Raw genomic sequence first — 18,963 nt, forward strand, 5'->3', positions numbered from 1 at the left:
CTACCCCAGCGCGTCGTTCACCTGCTCCCTGAACTCGCTCAGGCTCACCGCCGCGCCGATCTCCCGCGGCAGCGCATCGCGCACCGAGAACACGCCGAGGATCTTCGCCCCCGCCACCAGCGGCAGGTGCCTGAAGCCGCGCTCCAGCATGAGCGCCACGGCATCCGACACCAGCGTCTCGGGCGGCACGCAGATCGGGTTGGGCGTCATGACCTCGCTCACCACCGTGCGGTCGGGGTCGAGGCCGCGCGCCAGCACGCGGGTCATCAGGTCGCGCTCGGTCAGGATGCCCAGCAGCGTGTCGGGCAGGTCCATGACCAGCACGCTGCCGCAATTGGCGCGCGTCATCACGCAGGCGGCGTCGCGCACGCTGGCCTGCGGGGCCAGGCTGATCACGTGGGTGCGCGAGATCGATTGGAAAACGGTGCGCTCGGCCATGGTGCGCCCTCCAGAAGAACCGTGAATGGTGCCGCCGGCGGCGGCTCAGCGCAAGGAGGCGTTGAGCCGCGCCAGCGCGCCGGCGCCCGGGCACAGCTCGGCCGTCCCCAGCGCATTGAGCGGGCGGTCGCTGGTGTTGAGCGCCGTGTGCAGGTCGGTGGCCAGCGGATCGACGTAGAGCAGCCCGGTCACCACCTCGCCCATCTCCTGGTGGCGCTGCATGTAGGCCATGGCGGCGTAGCGGTCGCCGGGGCTGTAGTCGGGGTGCAGGCTGCGCAGGCGCAGCAGCGTGCCGTCGTGCTGGCGCACGTCCACCACGTCGCCCGGCGCCATGCCGACGGTGATTTCTTCCCGCTCGCTGATGAAGTCGATGCGGCTCACCGCCTCGTTGTGCTCGCGAACGTAGTCGTAGCTCTTGGTGCTGCCCGGGTGGTTGTTGAACGCCACGCAGGGGCTGATCACGTCGATGAAGGCCGAGCCGCCATGACTGATCGCGCCCTTGATGAGCGGCACCAGCTGCGCCTTGTTGCCCGAGAACCCGCGCCCCACGTAGCTCGCGCCCAACTGCAGCGCCATGGCGACCAGGTCCACCGGGCTGTCGGTGTTGACCACCCCCTTCTTGCTCTTGGAGCCCTGGTCGGCCGTGGCCGAGAACTGGCCCTTGGTCAGGCCGTAGACGCCGTTGTTCTCCACGATGTAGGCCATGCGCACGCCGCGGCGCATGGCGTGCGCGAACTGGCCCAGGCCGATCGACGCCGAGTCGCCGTCTCCTGAAACGCCCAGGTACAGCAGGTCGCGGTTGGCCAGGTTGGCGCCGGTCAGCACGCTGGGCATGCGGCCGTGCACGGTGTTGAAGCCGTGCGACGCGCCCAGGAAGTAGTCGGGTGTCTTCGAACTGCAGCCGATGCCCGAGAGCTTGGCCACGCGGTGCGGCTCGATGTCGAGCTCCCAGCACGCCTCGATGATGGCGGCCGAGATCGAATCGTGGCCGCAGCCGGCGCACAGCGTCGAGATCTTGCCTTCGTAGTCCCGCCGCGTGTAGCCGACCTTGTTGGTGGCCAGCGTCGGATGGCGCAGCCGGGGCTTGGCGAGGTAGGTCATGCCGCTCCCTTCGTCGGATGGATGTGCGTGTCGATCGCCTGCACGATGAAGCGCGCGGTGATGGGCGTGCCGTCGAAGTGCAGCACGCGAATCAGCCTTGCCGGGTCGACGTCGAGCTCGTTGACCAGCAGGCTGCGCATCTGCGCGTCGCGGTTCTGCTCGACCACGAAGACCCTGTCGTGCTGCGCGAGAAATTCCACCACGCTCTGCGCAAACGGAAAGGCGCGCAGCCGCAGCGCGTCGAGGTGAACGCCGCGCTCCTCCAGCGTCTCCAGCGCCTCGTGCATTGACGGGCTGGTCGAACCGAAATAGATCACGCCCATCCCGGTCTTCCTTGCCGCCGGCCGCAGCACCGGCTGCGGCACCAGCGTGGCCGCGGTCGCGAACTTCTTCAGCAGCCGCTCCATGTTGTAGATGTAGTCCGGCCCGCGCTCCGAATACCGCGCATACGCGTCGCGCGTGGTGCCGCGCGTGAAGTAGCTGCCCTTGCTCGGGTGCGTGCCGGGCAACGTGCGCCAGGGAATGCCGTCGCCGTCCACGTCCTTGTAGCGGCCGAAGTCGCGGCCCGCCTCGAGTTCCTCGGCGCTCATGACCTTGCCGCGGTCGTACGCCGCGGCGTCGTCCCAGGCAAAGGGCTCGCACAGGCGCTGGTTCATGCCGATGTCCAGGTCGGTCATGAGGAACACCGGCGTCTGCAGCCGGTCGGCCAGGTCCAGCGCCGCCGCGGCGTGCTCGAAGCATTCGTGCGGGTCTTCGGGAAACAGCAGCACGTGCTTGGTGTCGCCGTGCGAGGCATAGGCGCAGGCCAGCACGTCGGCCTGCTGCGTGCGCGTGGGCATGCCGGTGGAAGGGCCGCCGCGCTGCACGTTGATCAGCGTGATCGGAATCTCCGCAAAGTAGGCCAGCCCGATGAACTCGGCCATCAGCGAAATGCCCGGGCCCGAGGTCGCGGTGAAGGCCCGCGCGCCGTTCCAGCCGGCGCCCACCACCATGCCGATCGACGCGAGTTCGTCTTCCGCCTGCACGATGGCGAAGCGGTGCTGGCCGGTGGACGGGTCCACGCGGAATTTGGTGCAGTACTTCTGGAAGGCTTCGGCCACCGATGAAGACGGCGTGATCGGGTACCAGGCCGCGACCGTGGCCCCGCCGTACACGCAGCCCAGCGCCGCGGCGCTGTTGCCGTCCACGAAGATCCGCTCGCCCACGCGGTCGGCGCGCAGCACCTGCAGCCCCACCGGCTCGCGCAGGTTCTCGCGCGCGAAGTCGCAGCCCAGGTGCAGCGCCTGCACGTTGGAGGCCAGCAGCTTTTCCTTGCCCTTGTACTGTTCGCCGAACAGCTTCTCGACCACCTCCGGATCGATGCCGAGCAGGATGGCCAGCGCGCCCACGTACACGATGTTCTTGAACAGCTGGCGCTGGCGCGGGTCCTGGTAGACGGCATTGCAGATCTCGGTCAGCGGCATGCCGATGACGCGGATGTCGCTGCGGAACTTCGACGGCGGCAAGGGCCGCGTGCTGTCGTAGAACAGGTAGCCGCCGGGCTCCAGCTCGGCCACGTCGGCGTCCCAGGTCTGCGGGTTCATCGCCACCATCATGTCGGTGCCGCCGCGCCGGCCCAGGTGGCCCTGCTCGGTCACGCGCACCTCGTACCAGGTCGGCAGCCCCTGGATGTTGCTCGGAAAGATGTTGCGCGGGCTCACCGGCACGCCCATGCGCAGGATGGCCTTGGCGAACAGCTCGTTGGCCGAGGCCGAACCCGAGCCGTTGACGTTGGCGAACTTGATGACGAAGTCGTTGACCGCCGCGATCTGTGCAACGGTGCCCATCTTCGCCACGTCGTGGGTGTGGTGTGCTTCGTGGGCTCCGCTCTCCCCGGACGCGTCCTTCGCGCCCTCGGGCGGCCGCACGGCGCTCACGCGGCCACCCCCTGCCCCGCCGGCGTCATCTTCAGCAGGAACTTCTGCATGTCCCACGCGCCTGTCGGGCAGCGCTCGGCGCAGAGGCCGCAATGCAGGCAGACGTCTTCGTCCTTCACCATCACGCGGCCTGTCTTGAGCCCGCCGGACACATACAGGTCCTGCGCCAGGTTCAGCGCAGGCGCCTTGAGCCGGGGCCGCAACTCGTCTTCTTCGCCGTTGTCGATGAAGTTGATGCAGTCCATCGGGCAGATGTCCACGCAGGCATCGCACTCGATGCAGGCCGACTCGGTGAACACGGTCTGCACATCGCAGTTCAGGCAGCGCTCCGCCTCCTTGAAGGCCGTGGCCGCATCGAAGCCCAGTTCCACCTCGACGCGGATGCTCGCCAGCGCCGTCTCGGCCTTGGCCCACGGCACCTTGTAGCGCAGGTCGTTGGAGGTGTCGTTGTCGTAGCTCCACTCGTGGATGCCCATCTTCTGCGACACCAGGTTGGTCATGGGCGCCGGGCGCACGTAGACCGGCTCGGCGCGCAGCAGTTTGTCGATCGACACGGCGGCCTCGTGCCCATGGGCCACGGCCGTGATGATGTTCCGGGGGCCGAAAGCCGCATCGCCGCCGAAGAACACGCGCGGCACCGACGACTGGAAAGTGTCCTTGTCCAGCGCCGGCAGGCCCGACGCGTCGAAGGCGATGCCGCAGTCGCGCTCGATCCACGGAAACGCGTTCTCCTGGCCCACCGCCACCAGCACCTCGTCGCACTCGAAGTACGCGTCGGGCTCGCCGGTGGGCACCAGCGTGCGGCGGCCCCGCTCGTCGTACGCGGCCTTCACGATCCCGAAACGCATGCCCAGCAGCTGGCCGTTCTCGTGCACGAAGGCCTTGGGCACGTGGAAGTTGACGATCGGAATGCCTTCGTGCGCGGCGTCTTCCTTCTCCCAGGGCGAGGCCTTCATTTCGTCGAAGCCGCTGCGCACGACGACCTTCACGTCGGTGCCGCCCAGGCGGCGTGCCGAGCGGCAGCAGTCCATTGCCGTGTTGCCGCCGCCCAGCACGATCACGCGCCGGCCGATGCTGTTCACGTGGCCGAACGACACGGAGTTCAGCCAGTCGATGCCGATGTGGATGCTCTGCGCCGCCTCCTGGCGGCCGGGCACGTCCAGGTCGCGCCCGCGCGGCGCGCCGCAGCCGACGAAGATCGCGTCCCAGTCCTGCGCCATCAGCGCCTTCATCGAATCGATGCGCTCGCCGCCATGGAATTCGACGCCCAGGTCCAGGACGTAGCCCGTCTCCTCGTCGATGACCGACTCCGGCAGCCGAAAGCGCGGTATCTGCGTGCGGATGAAACCGCCGGCCTTGGCCTCTCCGTCGAACACCGTCACCTCGTAGCCCAGCGGCGCCAGGTCGCGCGCCACGGTGAGCGAGGCCGGCCCCGCGCCCACGCAGGCCACGCGCTTGCCGTTCCTGGGCGCCGGCTGCGGCATGCGCGCGCGCACGTCCTCCTTCATGTCGGCCGCCACGCGCTTGAGCCGGCAGATCGCCACCGGTTCAGGGGCTTCCGCGTTGCTTTCCTCCACGCGCCCGCGCCGGCAGGCCGGCTCGCACGGCCGGTCGCAGGTGCGCCCCAGGATGCCGGGAAACACGTTGGAGGCCCAGTTGATCATGTACGCGTCGCCATAGCGGCGCTGCGCGATCATGCGTATGTATTCGGGAACGGGTGTGTGCGCCGGGCAGGCGTACTGGCAATCGACGACCTTGTGGAAATAGGCCGGGTCGGCAATATTCGTTCGCTGCAACGCGTGTCTCCTGGCTGTCGCCTGGAACCCCGAAGGGGCCGGCGAGTGGCTTTTGCGCGAGTATGCGCCGCGCTGGCCGGCCTGTGTCCTTGGTGGAATCCCGCAGCAGTTGGGCCGTGGCGCGGGCGCGAATGGGCCGCGGCCCTCCTGCAGCCGGATCAGCCGGCCAGCAATTCGGACGCCAGCAGCCGCACGCGCGACGCCACCAGCCGCGCGCCTTCGGACAGCGGCCGCTGCCGCGTCAGGCTCAGCGCAATCGTGCGGCGGATGCCCGGCCCCGTCACCTTGCATGCACCGAGGATGCCCGCGGCAACCTCCTGCGCCACGGCAGTGTTCGGCAGCAGCGTGAAGGCGTGCCCGCTGGCCGCGACGTCCTTCATCGAGGTGGCGGTGTCGACCTCCATCACGATGTCCAGGGCCACGTTGTGGCGCCGGGCGAGCACGTCGAGCGTGGCGCGCAGGCCGTTGGGCACGGCCGGCAGCACCAGCGGCAGGCCGGCGAGCGCGCGAAACGGCATGGTCTTGCCGCTGAACTGCGGCAGGCCCGCCTTGCCGATCAGGAAGGTGTCGACCTTGCCGAGCACGTCTTCCCCGCGCAGCGCCGACGAGCCGTAGCGGTTGACCACGATCATGTCGAGCCGGCCCGAGGCGAGCTGCTCGTCGAGCGTGCCGCTGAAACCCTCCAGCACGTGCAGGCGCAGTGCCGGCGCCCTATCGCGGATGTCGGCCAGCAGCATCGGCAGCAACTGGCGCGACAGCGAAGGCAGCACGCCCACATGCACCGTGCCGGTCAGCACGCCGGCCGCCTCGCTCGCCGCGGCGTCGAGCTGGGCCACCTGGTCGACCACGCGCTTGACCTCCGGGTACATGCGCTTGCCGAAATCGGACAGCGCCATGCCGCGGCCCGTGCGGTCGAACAGCCGCCCGCCCCATGCCGCCTCCAGCATCGCGATCTGCCGGCTCACGAGCGACTGGGCCGTGTCCGACGCAATGGCCGCGCGCGACAGCGACTGCATGTCCGCCACCAGCAGGAAGGTGCTGAGCTGCCTGAGTTTCATGGTTTCACTTTAATGGAAACCTGAAATCCATTCATTCATCTTTCTGGAATGCTCGGCAGGTCCTAACCTCGCGGCAGCAAATCAATAAACGGAGACCGACTTGAAATTCACGCACTCGCTCTGCGCGGCGCTGGCAGGCGCCGCCCTGCTCGCATCGCCGCTGCTCCACGCCCAGGAAGCGCCCTACCCCCGGCAGCCCGTCACCCTCGTGGTGCCCTTCCCCGCCGGCGGCCCCACCGACTCGATGGCGCGCCTGCTGGCCCAGAAGCTCGGCGACCGGCTGGGCCAGCAAGTGATCATCGACAACCGCGGCGGTGCCGGCGGCAGCATCGCCGCCGAACTGGTGGCCCGCGCGCCGGCCGACGGGCAGATGCTTTTCTTCGGCACCACCGGCACGATGGCGATCAACCCGAGCCTCTACAAGAAGCTGCGCTACGACCCGGTGAAAGACTTCGCGCCGGTGAGCCTGATGGCCACCACCATGAACGTGCTGGTCGTGAGCCCGCAGGTGCCCGCCAGGAACCTGTCCGATCTGATCGCGCTGGCCAAGGCCAAGCCCGGCGACCTCACCTACGGCTCGGCCGGCAACGGCAGCTCGAACCACCTGTCGGGCGAACTGTTTCGCAGCACCGCCGGCATCCAGATCAATCACATTCCGTACAAGGGCTCCGCGCCCGCGCTCATCGACCTGCTGGGCGGGCGCCTGTCGATGATGTTCGACACCATCGCGCAGCAAACCCAGAACCTGGCCGCCGGCAAGGTGCATGCCGTGGCCGTGACCGGCCCGAAGCGTTCGCCGCTGCTGCCCGGCGTGCCCACGGCGCAGGAGGCCGGCCTGAAGGGCTTCGACGTGACGATCTGGTACGGCGTGCTGGCGCCCAAGGGCACGCCGGCGCCGGTCGTCGACCGCCTGCAGCGCGAGATCGCGGCGGTGATGGCCACCGACGAAATGAAGAAGCGCATGGAAGCCGACGGCGCCGAGGCGCGCAGCACCACGCCCGCCGAATTCGCCGCGCTCATCAAGAGCGACACCGCCAAGTGGGCGCCGGTAGTGAAGAACTCCGGCGCCAGCCTCGACTGAACCGGACATTGCCCATGGCTTCCTTGCTCGATCCACGCCTGCAGCAGGCATTTGCACCGCGGCGCATCGCCGTGGTGGGCGCCACCGAAGACCGCAACAAGGTCGGCGGCCGGCCGCTGCACTACCTGCAGCGCTTCGGCTTCCAGGGCGCGGTGTACCCGATCAACCCGAAGCGCGCGACCGTGCAGGGCCTGCAGGCCTACCCGTCGCTCGACGCCGTGCCGGAAACACCCGACGTGGCCATCGTCGCCGTCGGGCAGGACGCGGTGCCCGGCGTCATCGACCAGTGCGCCGCGCGCGGTGTCGCCGCCGCCATCATCATGAGCTCGGGTTTCGGCGAGACCGGCAGCGCGGGCGTTGCGCTGCAGCACGCATTGGTGGCGCAGGCCCGGCGCCTGGGCGTCCGCCTGGTCGGGCCCAACGCGCAGGGCGTGGCCAATTTCAGCACCGGCGCGGTGATGAACTTCAGCACCATGTTCATGGAAGTCGCGCCGCAGGACGGCCCGATAGCCATCGTCAGCCAGAGCGGCGCGGCCAGCGTGATGCCCTACGCCATGCTGCGCGAGCGCGGCATCGGCGTGCGCTACCTGGTCGCGTCGGGCAACGATGCCGACGCCTCGGTGTGCGAGCTTGCACTGGCGGCGGCGGCCGACCCCGAGATTCGCGTGGTGCTGATGTACATCGAGTCGCTCGGCGACCCGGCCATGCTGGCCGAGGTCGCGCGCCTCACGGCGGCGCGCGGCGCGACGGTGATCGCGCTCAAGTCGGGCCGCAGCGCGCACGGCGCGAAAGCCGCCGCCTCGCACACCGGCGCCATCGTCAACGACGACGTGGTGGTCGACGCCTTCCTGGAGCGCCACGGCATCTGGCGCGCCAACGACGTGCACGGCCTGGTCAACGCCGTGGAGCTCTATCTCGCGGCGCCGCCGCGTCCGGCCGAGCGTCGGGCCGAGCGCCTGGTCGTCATGAGCCACAGCGGCGCCGTCGGCGTGTTGTGCGCGGACGCGGCCGAGTCGCTCGGCCTGCCGCTGGCGGAACTGGGCGAGCCGGTCGTGAAGGCGCTGGCCGCGATCATGCCGAGCTTCGCCACGCCGCAGAACCCCGTCGACCTCACGGCGTCGCTCATGACCAAGGGCGGCATGTATGCGGACACGCTCGGCGCGCTCGCGGCCGACCCGCAGGCGGACATGTTCCTGGTCGGCGTGCCCGTGGCCGGCGAAGGCTACGACGTGCCGGGCATGGCGCGCGACACCGCGCGCTTCGCCGCCGCACGCGGCAAGCCCACGGCGGTGTCGGCGCCGCAGGCGTCGGTGCGCCAGGCTTTTCGTGAAGCCGGCGTGCCGGTGTTCGCGCACGAGACCGACGCCATCGGCGCGCTGCACCAGTGGAGCCGGCACGGCACGCTGCTGCGCCAGGCGGCAACGCGCAGCAGCAGCAGCAGCAGCAGCAGCAACGGCAGCGCTTCGACGGCGCCACACACCACCCGCATGCCGGCCGGCGACGCGCCCTTTCTGAGCGAAGCCCAGAGCCTCTCGCTGCTGGCCGAGGCCGGCATTCCGGTCGTTGCGCACCGGCTGTGCCGCACTGTCGAAGAAGCCGTTGCGGCGTGGCAGGCGCTGGGACCCGAGGTGGTGGTGAAAGCCTGCTCCGCGCAGGTTCCGCACAAGTCGGAACACGGCCTCGTGTTCCTCGGCGTGCGCAGCGCCGGCGACATCGCCGCGAGCTGGACCGCCTGCAGCGAACGGATCGCCGCGATGGGCGTGCCCTTCGACGGCGTGATCGTCGCGCAGCGCGTGCGCGGCCAGCGCGAGTTCGCCCTCGGCGTGCGGCAGGACCCGCTCTTCGGCACCGTGGTCATGGTGAGCGACGGCGGCAAGTACGTGGAGGCGCTGCGCGACTTCGTGGTGCTGCTGCATCCGTTCTCGGAAGCCGACGTTCTCGCCAAGCTGCGGACGCTGCGCATCGCGCCGGTCCTGGCCGGCGTGCGCGGCGACGCGCCGACAGACCTCGACGCGGTGGCGCGCACGGCCGTGGCGCTGGGCGCGCTCGCCGCGGCGCACCCGCAGGCCATTGCCTCGATCGATCTCAACCCGCTGATCGTCGGCGCGGCCGGCCAGGGCGGCTGGGCCGTCGACGCGGTCATCGAACGCCAGGAAGAAACCCATGCACACCCATGACCCGGTGCTGGTCGAGCGGCTCGGCGAAATTGCCGTCGTGCGCCTGAACAGGCCCGACGTGCTGAACGCGGTCGATGCCGGGTTGCGCGCCGCACTGACGCGGCAGCTGTACGCGCTCGATGCCGATTCGACGGTCGGCGCCATCGTGCTGACCGGCAGCGGCGAGCGCGCCTTCTGCGGCGGGCAGGACCTCGACGAGTCGGCCACCATCGACACCGGCACGCTGGCCGCCTGGCTCAACCGCCAGCACGCGATGTACCAGGCGGTGCGGGACGTGGCCAAGCCGATCGTCGCGGCACTCAACGGCACCGCCGTGGGCGCCGGCTTCCAGATGGCGCTGATGTGCGACCTGCGCGTGGCCCACCCCGCGCTGCGCATGGGCCAGCCCGAGGTCAAGGCCGGCCTGGCGAGCATCGTCGGCTCGTACCTGATGTCGCTGCAGATCGGGCATTCGCTCAACCAGCAGTTGTCATTGACGGGCGAACTCGTCAGCGGCGAGCGCGCGCACGCGCTCGGCCTCGTCAACGATCTGGTGCCCGCCGAGCAGGTGCTGCCGCGCGCCATCGAGCGCGCACGCGCCCTGGCGGCGCTGCCAGGCGCCGCGCTGCGCACGACCAAGCAACGCTTTCGCGAGCGTACGCAGCCGGGCTTCGAGGAAGCCTGCAGCGCCGGCATCCGCTACCAGCTCGAGTGCTATTCGACGGGCGAACCGCAGCGCGTGATGCGCGAGTTCATCGCCCGCCGCGACGCCCCCAGGACATCGACACTTCACAAGGACTGAGCTTTCATGGCCTCTCACACCCAACTGTTCATCGACGGCGCACTGGTGCCGGCCCACGGTGCACAGGACCTGCCCGTCACCGACAGCTACACCGAGGAAACGTTCGGCACCTACCGCACCGCGTCGCCAGCCGACGTGCACGCGGCCGTGGCGGCCGCGCGGCGCGCCCTCGACGGCTGGGCCCGCACGCCCGTGGCAGAACGCGTGGCGGCCGTGCGCCGCGTGGCCGCGGCGTTGCGCGACCAGGCCGACGCGCTGGCGAGCGCCATTTCGCGCGAGGTCGGCATGCCGCGCAAGCTGGCCGCGCGCATCCAGGTCGGCGCACCGCTCGCCGCCTGGGACATGTATGCCGACCTGGCCGCCCACTTCGAATGGGCGTCGCGCGTGGGGCATTCGCTGGTGCAGCAGGTGCCGGTCGGCGTGGTCGCCTGCATCACGCCCTGGAACTATCCGCTGCACCAGATCACCGGCAAGGTCGCGCCGGCGCTGCTGGCCGGTTGCACGGTGGTGCTCAAGCCGTCGGAGATCGCGCCGACCAGCGCCTTCCTGCTGGCCGAGGCGGTGCGGCAGGCGGGGCTGCCCGCGGGCGTCTTCAACCTGGTCCATGGCGCCGGCCCGGACATCGGCGAGGCGCTGGTGCGCCACCCCGACGTCGACATGGTGTCCTTCACCGGCTCGACGCGCGCGGGCCGGCACATCGCCAGCCTGGCGGGTGCCGACATCAAGCGCGTGGCGCTCGAACTGGGCGGCAAGTCGGCGGCGCTCGTGCTGCCCGGCGCGGACCTGGCCGCGGCCGTGAAGGCCACGCTCGCGGGCTGCATGCTGAACTCGGGCCAGACCTGCTCCGCGACCACGCGCCTGCTGGTGCCGCGCGCTTCGCTGGAAGCCGCGGAAGGCCTGGCCCTCGACCTGCTCGCCGGCTACCGCATGGGCGACCCGGCCGATGCCGCGACGCGTCTGGGTCCCCTGGTGTCGAAGGCCCAGCAGCAAAAGGTGCAGGACCTGATCGACAGCGCGATCGCGGCCGGTGCCAAGCGCCTCGGCACCGCGGCGGAACGCCCTGCGCGAGGCTTCTTCGTGCCGGCCACCGTGCTGACCGGCGTGACCTCCGACATGGCGGTGGCGCGGGAGGAAATCTTCGGCCCGGTGCTGGTGCTGATCGCCTACGACGATGTCGAGCAAGGCATCGCACTGGCCAATGGCACCGACTACGGATTGGCGGGCGCCGTGTGGGGCCCCGTCGAGCCGCAGACGCTGGCCGTGGCGCGCCGCATCCGCGCCGGGCAAGTCGACATCAACGGCGCGCCCTTCAACCCCGCGGCGCCGTTCGGCGGGTTCAAGAAATCCGGCATCGGACGCGAGAACGGCCGCTTCGGTCTCGAGGAGTTCCTCGAACCCGTGTCGATCCAGCTGCCCGCGGCCTTCCTCGAACACCCTGCCTCGTTTTGTTCTTCTTCCTCTTCTTCCTCTTGATCACCCCGACATGACCTGCGAACAACTGCTCTACTCGGTCGACGGCCCCGTCGCCACCATCACGCTGAACCGCCCCGAGCGGATGAATGCGCTGACCAAGATCCTCGAGGCCGAACTGCGCTCGGCCATCGAACACGCCGGCCGCGACAAGGCCGTGCGCGCCATCGTTCTCACCGGCGCTGGCCGCGCGTTCTGCGCGGGCATGGACATGGAAGAGCTGGAAGTGCTGCCGCCCGAAGACATCCAGGCCGAGGAATGGATGCGCCCCTACGACATGAACCGGCGCGCCGACTACCAGACGCGCTACTCGTACTTTCCTGCAGCGCCCAAGCCCATCGTCAGCGCCATCAACGGCGCCGCCGCCGGGCTCGGGCTGGTGATGGCGCTCTACAGCGACTTTCGCATCGCGTCGGAAAAGGCGGTCTTCGCCACCGCCTTCGCCAAGCGCGGGCTCATCGCCGAGCACGGCATCGCCTGGATGCTCCCGCGCGTCGTCGGCCATGCGCACGCCACCGACCTGCTGCTGACGTCGCGCAAGATCGACGCGAAAGAAGCGCTGACGATGGGGCTGGTGCATCGCGTCGTGCCGGCCGACGAGCTCGCGGCGGCCGCGCAGGCCTTGGCGTTGAGCCTGTCCACCGAGGTGTCGCCGCGCTCCGTGGGCGTGATGAAGCGCCAGCTCTGGGAGGCGCCCTATCAGACGCTCGGCGAGTCGATCGCCGCGGCGAACCAAGACATGGTTGAGAGCCTTCGCAGCGAAGACTTCCAGGAAGGCATCAAGCACTTCGTGGAGAAGCGGGCGGCGAATTTCTCGGGGCGCTGAGCGCAGCGGCATCGCACCTGGCGCGCCGGCAAGCCGCGCGCCAGGAACCCCCACCGCTCGTGCCCTTCAGCGGCTGTCGCGCTTGCCCTGCGCGTGGCGGTTCTGCGAACCCGCGTGCGCGTGCAGCGCGATGTTCTCCGCGCGTTCCTTGAGCGGGTTCAGCCGGGTCGCGCGAGGGTTGATGTCCAGCGGCGCATGGACCAGGGGCGCGCCCGCGGCGGCGGCCCCGAGCGTCGACAGCGTGGCGGGCGCCTTCGACGAATGCTCGGCCACCGGCGGGGCCGCGAGCGCCGCCTGCTTGAGTTCGAGCGCGTGCTTCACGGCGGTCTTGAGGCTCACGGGCTTGGCCTTGGAGCGGCTGGCCTTCTTCGCGGCGGTCGTCTTGGCAGCAGTCTTCCTGGGCGCGGCCTTGGTGGCTGGCGTCTTCTTCGCCGCTGCCTTCGCAGCCGGCGCCGGCTTGGCCGCGGCCTTCTTGCCAGCAGGCTTCACCGGTGCCGCCTTCTCATCGAGCTGCGCCAGGCGCGTCTCGAAACGCTCCAGCACTTCCGCGAACACGATGGACTTCTTCTGCGTGCGCTCGTTGTCGCCACCCGCCGCGGAGCGCCGGCTGGCAGCCGCTCCGCGCGTGGCGACCGTCTGGCGCCGGTACAGGTCGCGGTACTTGTCGCGCAAGGCACGCGCGCGGGTCACTTTGCCGTGCAGCCGCGCCACGGTCAGCTCCTTGATGGGGCCGGCCCGGCTCTGGTCGAAGATGGCGAGTTCCGCGGCGGTCAACAGCACCCGGGCTTGCGTCAAGGTATAGGCCATGATTCGGTCTCCTTCTTTTCGATGACAGATGGAAAGAGACCCCACCCTAACGGCTGGCGGGCGCTGGCGATGTGGGACGAGGGCTACGTCTGGTGGCGTCGCGGGGACGCCGCCGCGGCCCCGGCCCGTCGAAACATCAAGGCAGCAGTTCGAACTTCAGGTCCGCCAGCGGCGAGACCTTCTCCTCGCGCACCATCTTGTATTCGGTGTTCGGGCCCAGCCACTTGGCCCAGATGCGGTCGAGCTCGCCCGACTTCTCCAGCGCATAGAGCGCGCCGTTCACCTTGGCCAGCAGCGCGGGCTCGTCCTTCTTCATGCCGATGCCGATGGGCTGCAGCACCATCGGGTCCTTGATCATCTTCAGCGCCACGCCCTCGGTCTTCGACTGGTTCACCAGCTTGGTGATGGTCATGGTGTTGGCCACCATGCCGACCGACTTGTTCTGCTGCACGGCCATGAAGGCGGAGCCGGTGTCCTGGAAGGTGACGGGCTCGGAGCCGTTCATCTTGATCGACATCTCCGAGGTCGAGCCCTTGGTCGAGCTCAGGCGCTTGCCCTTGAAGTCGGCCTTGGCCATGCCGGGGTCGGAGGCCTTCACGGCCAGCATTTCCTTGGCCACGTAGTACGGGTCGCTGAACTGGATCTGCTCGCCGCGGCTCTTGGTGTAGGCCAGGTTGGCAATGGTCACGTCGACGCGGCCGAGCTTCACCTCGGGCACGCGCGCCTCCACCGACAGCGGCGTGACCTTGGCGCCGAGGCCCAGTTCCTTGGCCACCGCGTTGCACAGGTCGACGTCGTGGCCCACCATTTCGCGCGTCTTCGGGTCGGGCGCCGCGAACGGAGGCACGTCGGCGAAGGTGCCGCACTTGAGCTCCTTGCGCTGGCTGATGTCGCTCCACTGGTCGGCATGCGCCAGCAGCGAGGCTGCGCTCAGGCAGGCGCCAAGGACGGCGAGGCGAAAGACGGTCTTGTTCGGCATGGTGGACTCCAGAGAGATTGCGAAATGTGAGCGACGGAAGGTGAGCTGCGAAGAAAACGAATGTCAGTGCGCGCGCAGGTCCGACAGGAAGCGCTGCGCGCGCGGATGCTGCGGACTGCCGAAGAAGGTGGCGGGGTCGGCCGTCTCGAGGATGCGGCCCGCGTCCATGAACCAGACGCGGTCGGCCACCTCGCGGGCGAAGTTCATCTCGTGGGTGACGCACATCATGGTCATGCCGTCGTGGGCCAGGCCGCGCATCACCGACAGCACCTCGCCCACCATCTCGGGGTCGAGCGCGCTGGTGGGTTCGTCGAACAGCATGGCCGGCGGCTCCATGGCCAGCGCGCGCGCAATGGCCACGCGCTGCTGCTGGCCGCCCGACAGCTGCGCCGGGTAGGCACCGGCCTTGTTCGACAGCCCCACGCGCTCGAGCAGCTGCCCGGCCTTGGCCTTGGCGTCGGCGCGCTTCACGCCGAGCACGCGCATCGGCGACAGCATGATGTTCTCCAGCACCGACAGGTGCGGGAAAAGGTTGAAGCTCTGGAACACGAAGCCGATGCGGCTGCGCAGCCGGTTGAGCGCCTTGCTGCTCATGGGCGCGTGGATGTCGTGGCCGTCGAACAGCAGCTGGCCCGACTTCACTTCCTCGAGCCGGTTGACGGTGCGGATCAGCGTGGACTTGCCCGAGCCCGAAGGCCCGCAGACCACCACCACCTCGCCCTTCTTCACCTCGGCGTTGATGTCGGCCAGCGCCTGGTAGTCGCCGTACCACTTGTTGATGTCGGAGAACAGGATCATGGTGTCGTCCTTGGGCGGCACGGGCCGCGCTGCGGGGTGTGAAACGGGCGTCATGGCAGCGTCGCCACACGAGGTGCGGGAGGCACGGGAGAGATCACCGGCGTGGAAGGCGCCGGTGCAGCGCCGTCGTCGACCGGCTTCACCGGCGCGGCGCCGAGGCGCTTGTGCGCGATGCGCCGCTCCAGCCACTGCGCCAGTTGCGTGAGGCTGAAGCACACGACGTAGTACGTCAGCGCCAATATGAAGAACACCTGGAACGGCTTGGTCAGCAGCTGGTTGTTGATCTGGTTGGCCGCGAAAGTGAGTTCCTGCACGTTGATCACGTAGCCCAGCGTGGTCTCCTTGATGGTGGAGATGAACTGGCTCAGCATGCTGGGCAGCATGTTGTAGAGCGCCTGCGGCAGGATCACGAACCACATGGTGCCCAGGTGGCTGTGGCCGAGCGCGCGAGCCGCCTCGCCCTGCCCCTTGGGCAGCGACTGGATGCCGGCGCGCACCACTTCCGACAGATAGGCGCCTTCGTAGATCACCAGCGTGCACAGCATGGTGGTGAAGCCCGACACATCGCGCCCGATGAGGATGGGCACCAGAAAGTACACCCACAGGATCACCATGAGCAGCGGCACGCCGCGCACCACGTACACCAGCACGGTGGCCGGCCAGCGCAGCAGCCGCCAGGGCGAGAGCCGCGCCAGCGCCAGCAGCACCGACAGCGGAAAGGCCAGCACGATGCCCAGCACCGACAGGATCAGGGTGGCGGCAATGCCGCCGAGCGGGCCGCTGGGGTACTGGCCGACCAGCAGCAGCAGCCAGTTGTCGCGAAGAATTTCGTAGACGCTGAACATCGGGTGCCTCGCTTACCTTGCACCGACGATGCGGTAGCGCCGAGACAGCCAGCCGCCCACCGCCATGATGAGCAGCGAACACACCAGGTACAGCACCGTGGCGACGCTGTAGACCTCGAAGGTGCGAAAGCTCTGGCTCTCTATTTCCTTCACCGCGTGCGTGAGTTCGGCCACGCCGATGGCCATGGCCAGGCTGCTGTTCTTGAACAGCGACACGCTGTGGTTCACCAGCGCGGGCACCGCGTTGCGGATGGCCTGCGGCAGCATCACGTGGCGCATGCAACCGATGTAGCCGTGGCCCAGCGCGCGCGCGGCCTCGGCCTGGCCGGCGGGAATGGCGCGCAGGCCGGAGCGCATGTCCTCGCTGAAATAGGCGGCCTGGCACAGGCCCAGCGCCACGATCGACAGCAGCGTCTCGGCGTTGTGCGCCGAGAGCCATTCCTGCAGCGCGTCGGGCAGCACGCTGAAGATGCCGAAGTACCAGAACATGAGCTGCACCAGCGTGGGGACGTTGCGGTGGTACGAGACATAGCCCGCCACCGCGCGCTCGGCGATCGGGTTCGCGGTGAGCCGCACCATCAGCAGCGTCACCGCCATGGCCATGGCGAGCAGCCACGAGCCCGCGGCGATCTTCAGCGTCTCCTGCAGGCCGTGCAGCAGCATGGCGCCGAACTCGGGTTTCAGCAGGATCGCCAGCAGGTCGAAGTCCTTCATGTGTTCGGCTCCTTTGCGAGGCTTGCGAGGCTGTCGTGGCTTGCGTGGCTTGCGTGAATCGCGCGGGCTGCGCCGCTCAGGCCTGCGGCGCCTCGGGCCGCGTGGTCGAGAGGCCGCCAGGCACCTGCAGCGTGGGCGTGATTTCCATGTGGCCCACGTTCACCGCGATGGGCGCCGCAATGGCGAAGGCAATGGCGTTGGCGATGTCTTCGGCCTGCGGCAGCTCGAAGCCTTCGACGAAGCGCTTGCGGGTGTCCTCGGAGTCGCCGTGCACGTGCGCGAAGATGTCGGTGGCCACGCGGCCCGGGCAGATTTCGGTGACGCGCACGCGCTTGCCGAACACGTCGATGCGCAGCTGGCGCGACAGCATGCTCACCGCCGCCTTGGTCGCGTGGTAGGTGCTGTTGCCGCCGAAGTTGTAGGCCGCGGCAATCGAGCTGATGTTGACCACATGGCCGCGGTCGCGCGCGGCCATGCCGGGCACCACGAGCCGGCACAGGTGCAGCACGGCGCGCAGGTTCACGTCGACCAGAAGGTCGATGCCTTCGGCGTCGGCCTTCAGGATGGAGCCGGGGCGGTCGACGCCGGCGTTGTTGACCAGCACGTCGAACTCGACCTCCTCGGCGAGCCGCGTGACCGCCTCGAGGTCGCTCACGTCGATGGCGTGCGGAATGCAGCCGGTGCGCGCGGCCAGTTCGGCCAGCTTGTCGGCGCTGCGTGCGAGCGCGTGGACCTTCAGGCCTTCCTTGCTCAGGCGCTCGACGACGGCGGCGCCGATGCCCGAGGAGGCTCCTGTCACCAGCGCGGTCTTGTAGTCGGAAAACGGCATTTGTGTTCTTTCGTTGGAGCGGCAGATGACTGCCTGGAATTCACTGTATCGAGCGCCTGCGCGCGGCGCCAAGACGGATTGGCTGTGGAGCGATAAGCCCCCCTTATGTCGCCCGCGATCCGTGCATATGACCAAGGGTAAGCACCATGTTCGTGCCCCCGTGCATCAAATCGATTGCTTCGAAATCGGCACCACGTGCCCGGCCTGCTCGACCACCTCGCGCACGGCGCGGGCCAGCGCCACCGCGCCGGGCGTGTCGCCGTGCAGCAGGATCGAATGCACGCGCATAGGGATCTTCTTGCCGGTGTAGCTGGTGACGCTGCCGTCTTCCAACAGTTGGCGCACGCGGGCCAGCACGGTGTCGCGGTCGTGGATGACGGCGTCGGGCAGCTTGCGCGGCACCAGCAGGCCGTCGTCGCCGCAGGCGCGGTCGGCCAGGAAGGTGGTGCGCACGCGCAGGCCGCAGCGCTCGGCCGCCCCTTCGATGGCGCGGCTGGCGGAGGTGCTGACGGTGAGCGAGGGGTCGAAGTCGGCCACGGCGCGCACCAGCGGCTCCGCCAGCGCGGCGTCGGCCGCGGCCATGTTGCCGAGCGCGCCGTGAAAGCTCATGTGCGTCATGCGGTGGCCGGCGGTGCGCGCCATGCCGTCGAGCGCGCTGAGCTGGTAGAGCACATAGGACACCAGCTCTTTCGTCTCGATCTGCATCGGCCGGCGCCCGAAGCCCACGAGGTCGGGAAAGCCCACATGCGCGCCGACGTCGACGCCCCGCGCATGCGCCAGGCGCACCGTGCGGTCCATGATGACCGGGTCGCCCGCATGGAAGCCGCAGGCCACGTTGGCGGAGGAAACGATGTCCAGCAGCGCCTCGTCCTCGCCCATGCGCCAGGGGCCGAAGCCTTCGCCGAGGTCTGCGTTCAGGTCGATGTCCATGGCGGTTCCTTGCTTCGTGGTCAGAGGGGATGCAGCTCGAACAGCGGCGTGCCGTAGCCGACGGCGGTGGCGTCGTCCACGCAGATGCGTTCGACGATGCCCGGCTGCGGCGCCGTCACCGGCAGCAGCAGCGGGCCGATCTTCAGCAGGCCGAGGGTCTGGCCGGCTGCCACTCTCTGGCCAGCGCGCACCAGCGGTGCGGTGGCCAGCGGGTGGCTGTGCAGGAACACGCCGAGCGACGGGGCGTGGACCACCAGCGCTTCGGCTTCGGCAAGTTCTTCGGGCAGCACCACGACATCGTCACCCTGCCGGCCGAGGCGCAGCGTGCCCTGCGGCGTTCGCAGTTCGAGCAGGCCGATGTCGGTGCCCGCGAGCCAGGCGGCGAGCTGCGGGGCGCGCAATGCGGTGTCCTGCATG

General features: G+C 69.3%; 18 protein-coding genes. 5 read left to right on the forward strand and 13 right to left on the reverse strand.

The features are described 5' to 3' along the window. From BM013_RS26700 to BM013_RS26720, 5 genes are all read right to left on the reverse strand, one after another. On the reverse strand, positions 1–438 hold the full coding sequence (locus BM013_RS26700) for a CBS domain-containing protein (RefSeq protein WP_093130691.1): 438 nt from the start codon (positions 436–438) through the stop codon (positions 1–3). A gap of 45 nt (positions 439–483) precedes the next feature. Next, positions 484–1,539 (reverse strand): 2-oxoacid:ferredoxin oxidoreductase subunit beta, encoded by a 1,056-nt coding sequence (locus BM013_RS26705; protein ID WP_093130692.1) that lies wholly within the window; start codon positions 1,537–1,539, stop codon positions 484–486. Further along, a complete protein-coding gene (locus BM013_RS26710) occupies positions 1,536–3,365 on the reverse strand; it encodes a 2-oxoacid:acceptor oxidoreductase subunit alpha (protein ID WP_093130693.1) in 1,830 nt (609 codons plus the stop codon). Before BM013_RS26710 ends, BM013_RS26705 begins: the two co-directional genes overlap by 4 nt. An 86-nt stretch (positions 3,366–3,451) precedes the next feature. Continuing rightward, a complete protein-coding gene (locus tag BM013_RS26715) occupies positions 3,452–5,251 on the reverse strand; it encodes an FAD-dependent oxidoreductase (protein WP_093130694.1) in 1,800 nt (599 codons plus the stop codon). A 158-nt stretch (positions 5,252–5,409) separates the two neighbouring features. Continuing rightward, entirely contained in the window at positions 5,410–6,309 is a 900-nt protein-coding gene (locus BM013_RS26720) for a LysR substrate-binding domain-containing protein (RefSeq protein ID WP_093130695.1), read from the reverse strand. 100 nt (positions 6,310–6,409) lie between these two features. Here BM013_RS26720 and BM013_RS26725 point away from each other — a divergent pair, with 100 nt between their 5' ends. From BM013_RS26725 to BM013_RS26745, 5 genes are read left to right on the forward strand one after another with little or no spacing between them, the layout of a single operon-like run. Then, positions 6,410–7,390 carry a Bug family tripartite tricarboxylate transporter substrate binding protein gene (locus BM013_RS26725; protein ID WP_093130696.1) on the forward strand — a complete coding sequence of 327 codons (981 nt, stop codon included), beginning with the start codon at positions 6,410–6,412 and terminating at the stop codon, positions 7,388–7,390. 14 nt (positions 7,391–7,404) lie between these two features. Beyond that, positions 7,405–9,567 carry an acetate--CoA ligase family protein gene (locus tag BM013_RS26730; protein ID WP_093130697.1) on the forward strand — a complete coding sequence of 721 codons (2,163 nt, stop codon included), beginning with the start codon at positions 7,405–7,407 and terminating at the stop codon, positions 9,565–9,567. Then, entirely contained in the window at positions 9,554–10,348 is a 795-nt protein-coding gene (locus BM013_RS26735) for an enoyl-CoA hydratase/isomerase family protein (protein WP_093130698.1), read from the forward strand. The genes BM013_RS26730 and BM013_RS26735 overlap by 14 nt, the downstream gene beginning before the upstream one ends. Positions 10,349–10,354: 6 nt before the next feature. Beyond that, positions 10,355–11,821 (forward strand): aldehyde dehydrogenase family protein, encoded by a 1,467-nt coding sequence (locus tag BM013_RS26740; RefSeq protein WP_093130699.1) that lies wholly within the window; start codon positions 10,355–10,357, stop codon positions 11,819–11,821. 10 nt (positions 11,822–11,831) lie between these two features. Beyond that, positions 11,832–12,644, forward strand: coding sequence for an enoyl-CoA hydratase (locus tag BM013_RS26745; protein WP_093130700.1), 813 nt, complete (start codon positions 11,832–11,834; stop codon positions 12,642–12,644). Positions 12,645–12,710: 66 nt separating this feature from the next. On the opposite strand, the gene BM013_RS26750 is transcribed toward BM013_RS26745, so the two are convergent. From BM013_RS26750 to BM013_RS26785, 8 genes are all read right to left on the reverse strand, one after another. Next, complete coding sequence (locus BM013_RS26750; RefSeq protein WP_093130702.1) at positions 12,711–13,451, reverse strand: hypothetical protein; 741 nt, start codon at positions 13,449–13,451, stop codon at positions 12,711–12,713. Positions 13,452–13,587: 136 nt separating this feature from the next. Then, positions 13,588–14,430: an ABC transporter substrate-binding protein gene (locus BM013_RS26755; RefSeq protein WP_093130703.1), complete on the reverse strand. Its 843-nt coding sequence runs from the start codon at positions 14,428–14,430 to the stop codon at positions 13,588–13,590. Between the two features lie 63 nt (positions 14,431–14,493). Beyond that, the gene (locus BM013_RS26760) at positions 14,494–15,228 is read right to left on the reverse strand and encodes an amino acid ABC transporter ATP-binding protein (RefSeq protein WP_093131033.1); all 735 of its coding nucleotides are present in this window, start codon (positions 15,226–15,228) and stop codon (positions 14,494–14,496) included. A 50-nt stretch (positions 15,229–15,278) separates the two neighbouring features. Then, positions 15,279–16,073, reverse strand: a complete 795-nt coding sequence (locus BM013_RS26765) for an amino acid ABC transporter permease (RefSeq protein WP_256221705.1) — start codon at positions 16,071–16,073, stop codon at positions 15,279–15,281. A gap of 12 nt (positions 16,074–16,085) precedes the next feature. Next, complete coding sequence (locus BM013_RS26770; protein WP_093130704.1) at positions 16,086–16,787, reverse strand: amino acid ABC transporter permease; 702 nt, start codon at positions 16,785–16,787, stop codon at positions 16,086–16,088. A 76-nt stretch (positions 16,788–16,863) separates the two neighbouring features. Then, a complete protein-coding gene (locus tag BM013_RS26775; protein ID WP_093130706.1) occupies positions 16,864–17,616 on the reverse strand; it encodes an SDR family oxidoreductase in 753 nt (250 codons plus the stop codon). Positions 17,617–17,781: 165 nt separating this feature from the next. Then, the gene (locus BM013_RS26780; protein ID WP_093130708.1) at positions 17,782–18,546 is read right to left on the reverse strand and encodes a LamB/YcsF family protein; all 765 of its coding nucleotides are present in this window, start codon (positions 18,544–18,546) and stop codon (positions 17,782–17,784) included. 20 nt (positions 18,547–18,566) lie between these two features. Beyond that, positions 18,567–18,962 (reverse strand): acetyl-CoA carboxylase biotin carboxyl carrier protein, encoded by a 396-nt coding sequence (locus BM013_RS26785; protein ID WP_093130710.1) that lies wholly within the window; start codon positions 18,960–18,962, stop codon positions 18,567–18,569. Position 18,963: the final 1 nt, after the last annotated feature.

The sequence above is a fragment of the Variovorax sp. OK605 genome, from assembly GCF_900115445.1.
Classification (GTDB): Bacteria; Pseudomonadota; Gammaproteobacteria; order Burkholderiales; family Burkholderiaceae_C; genus Variovorax.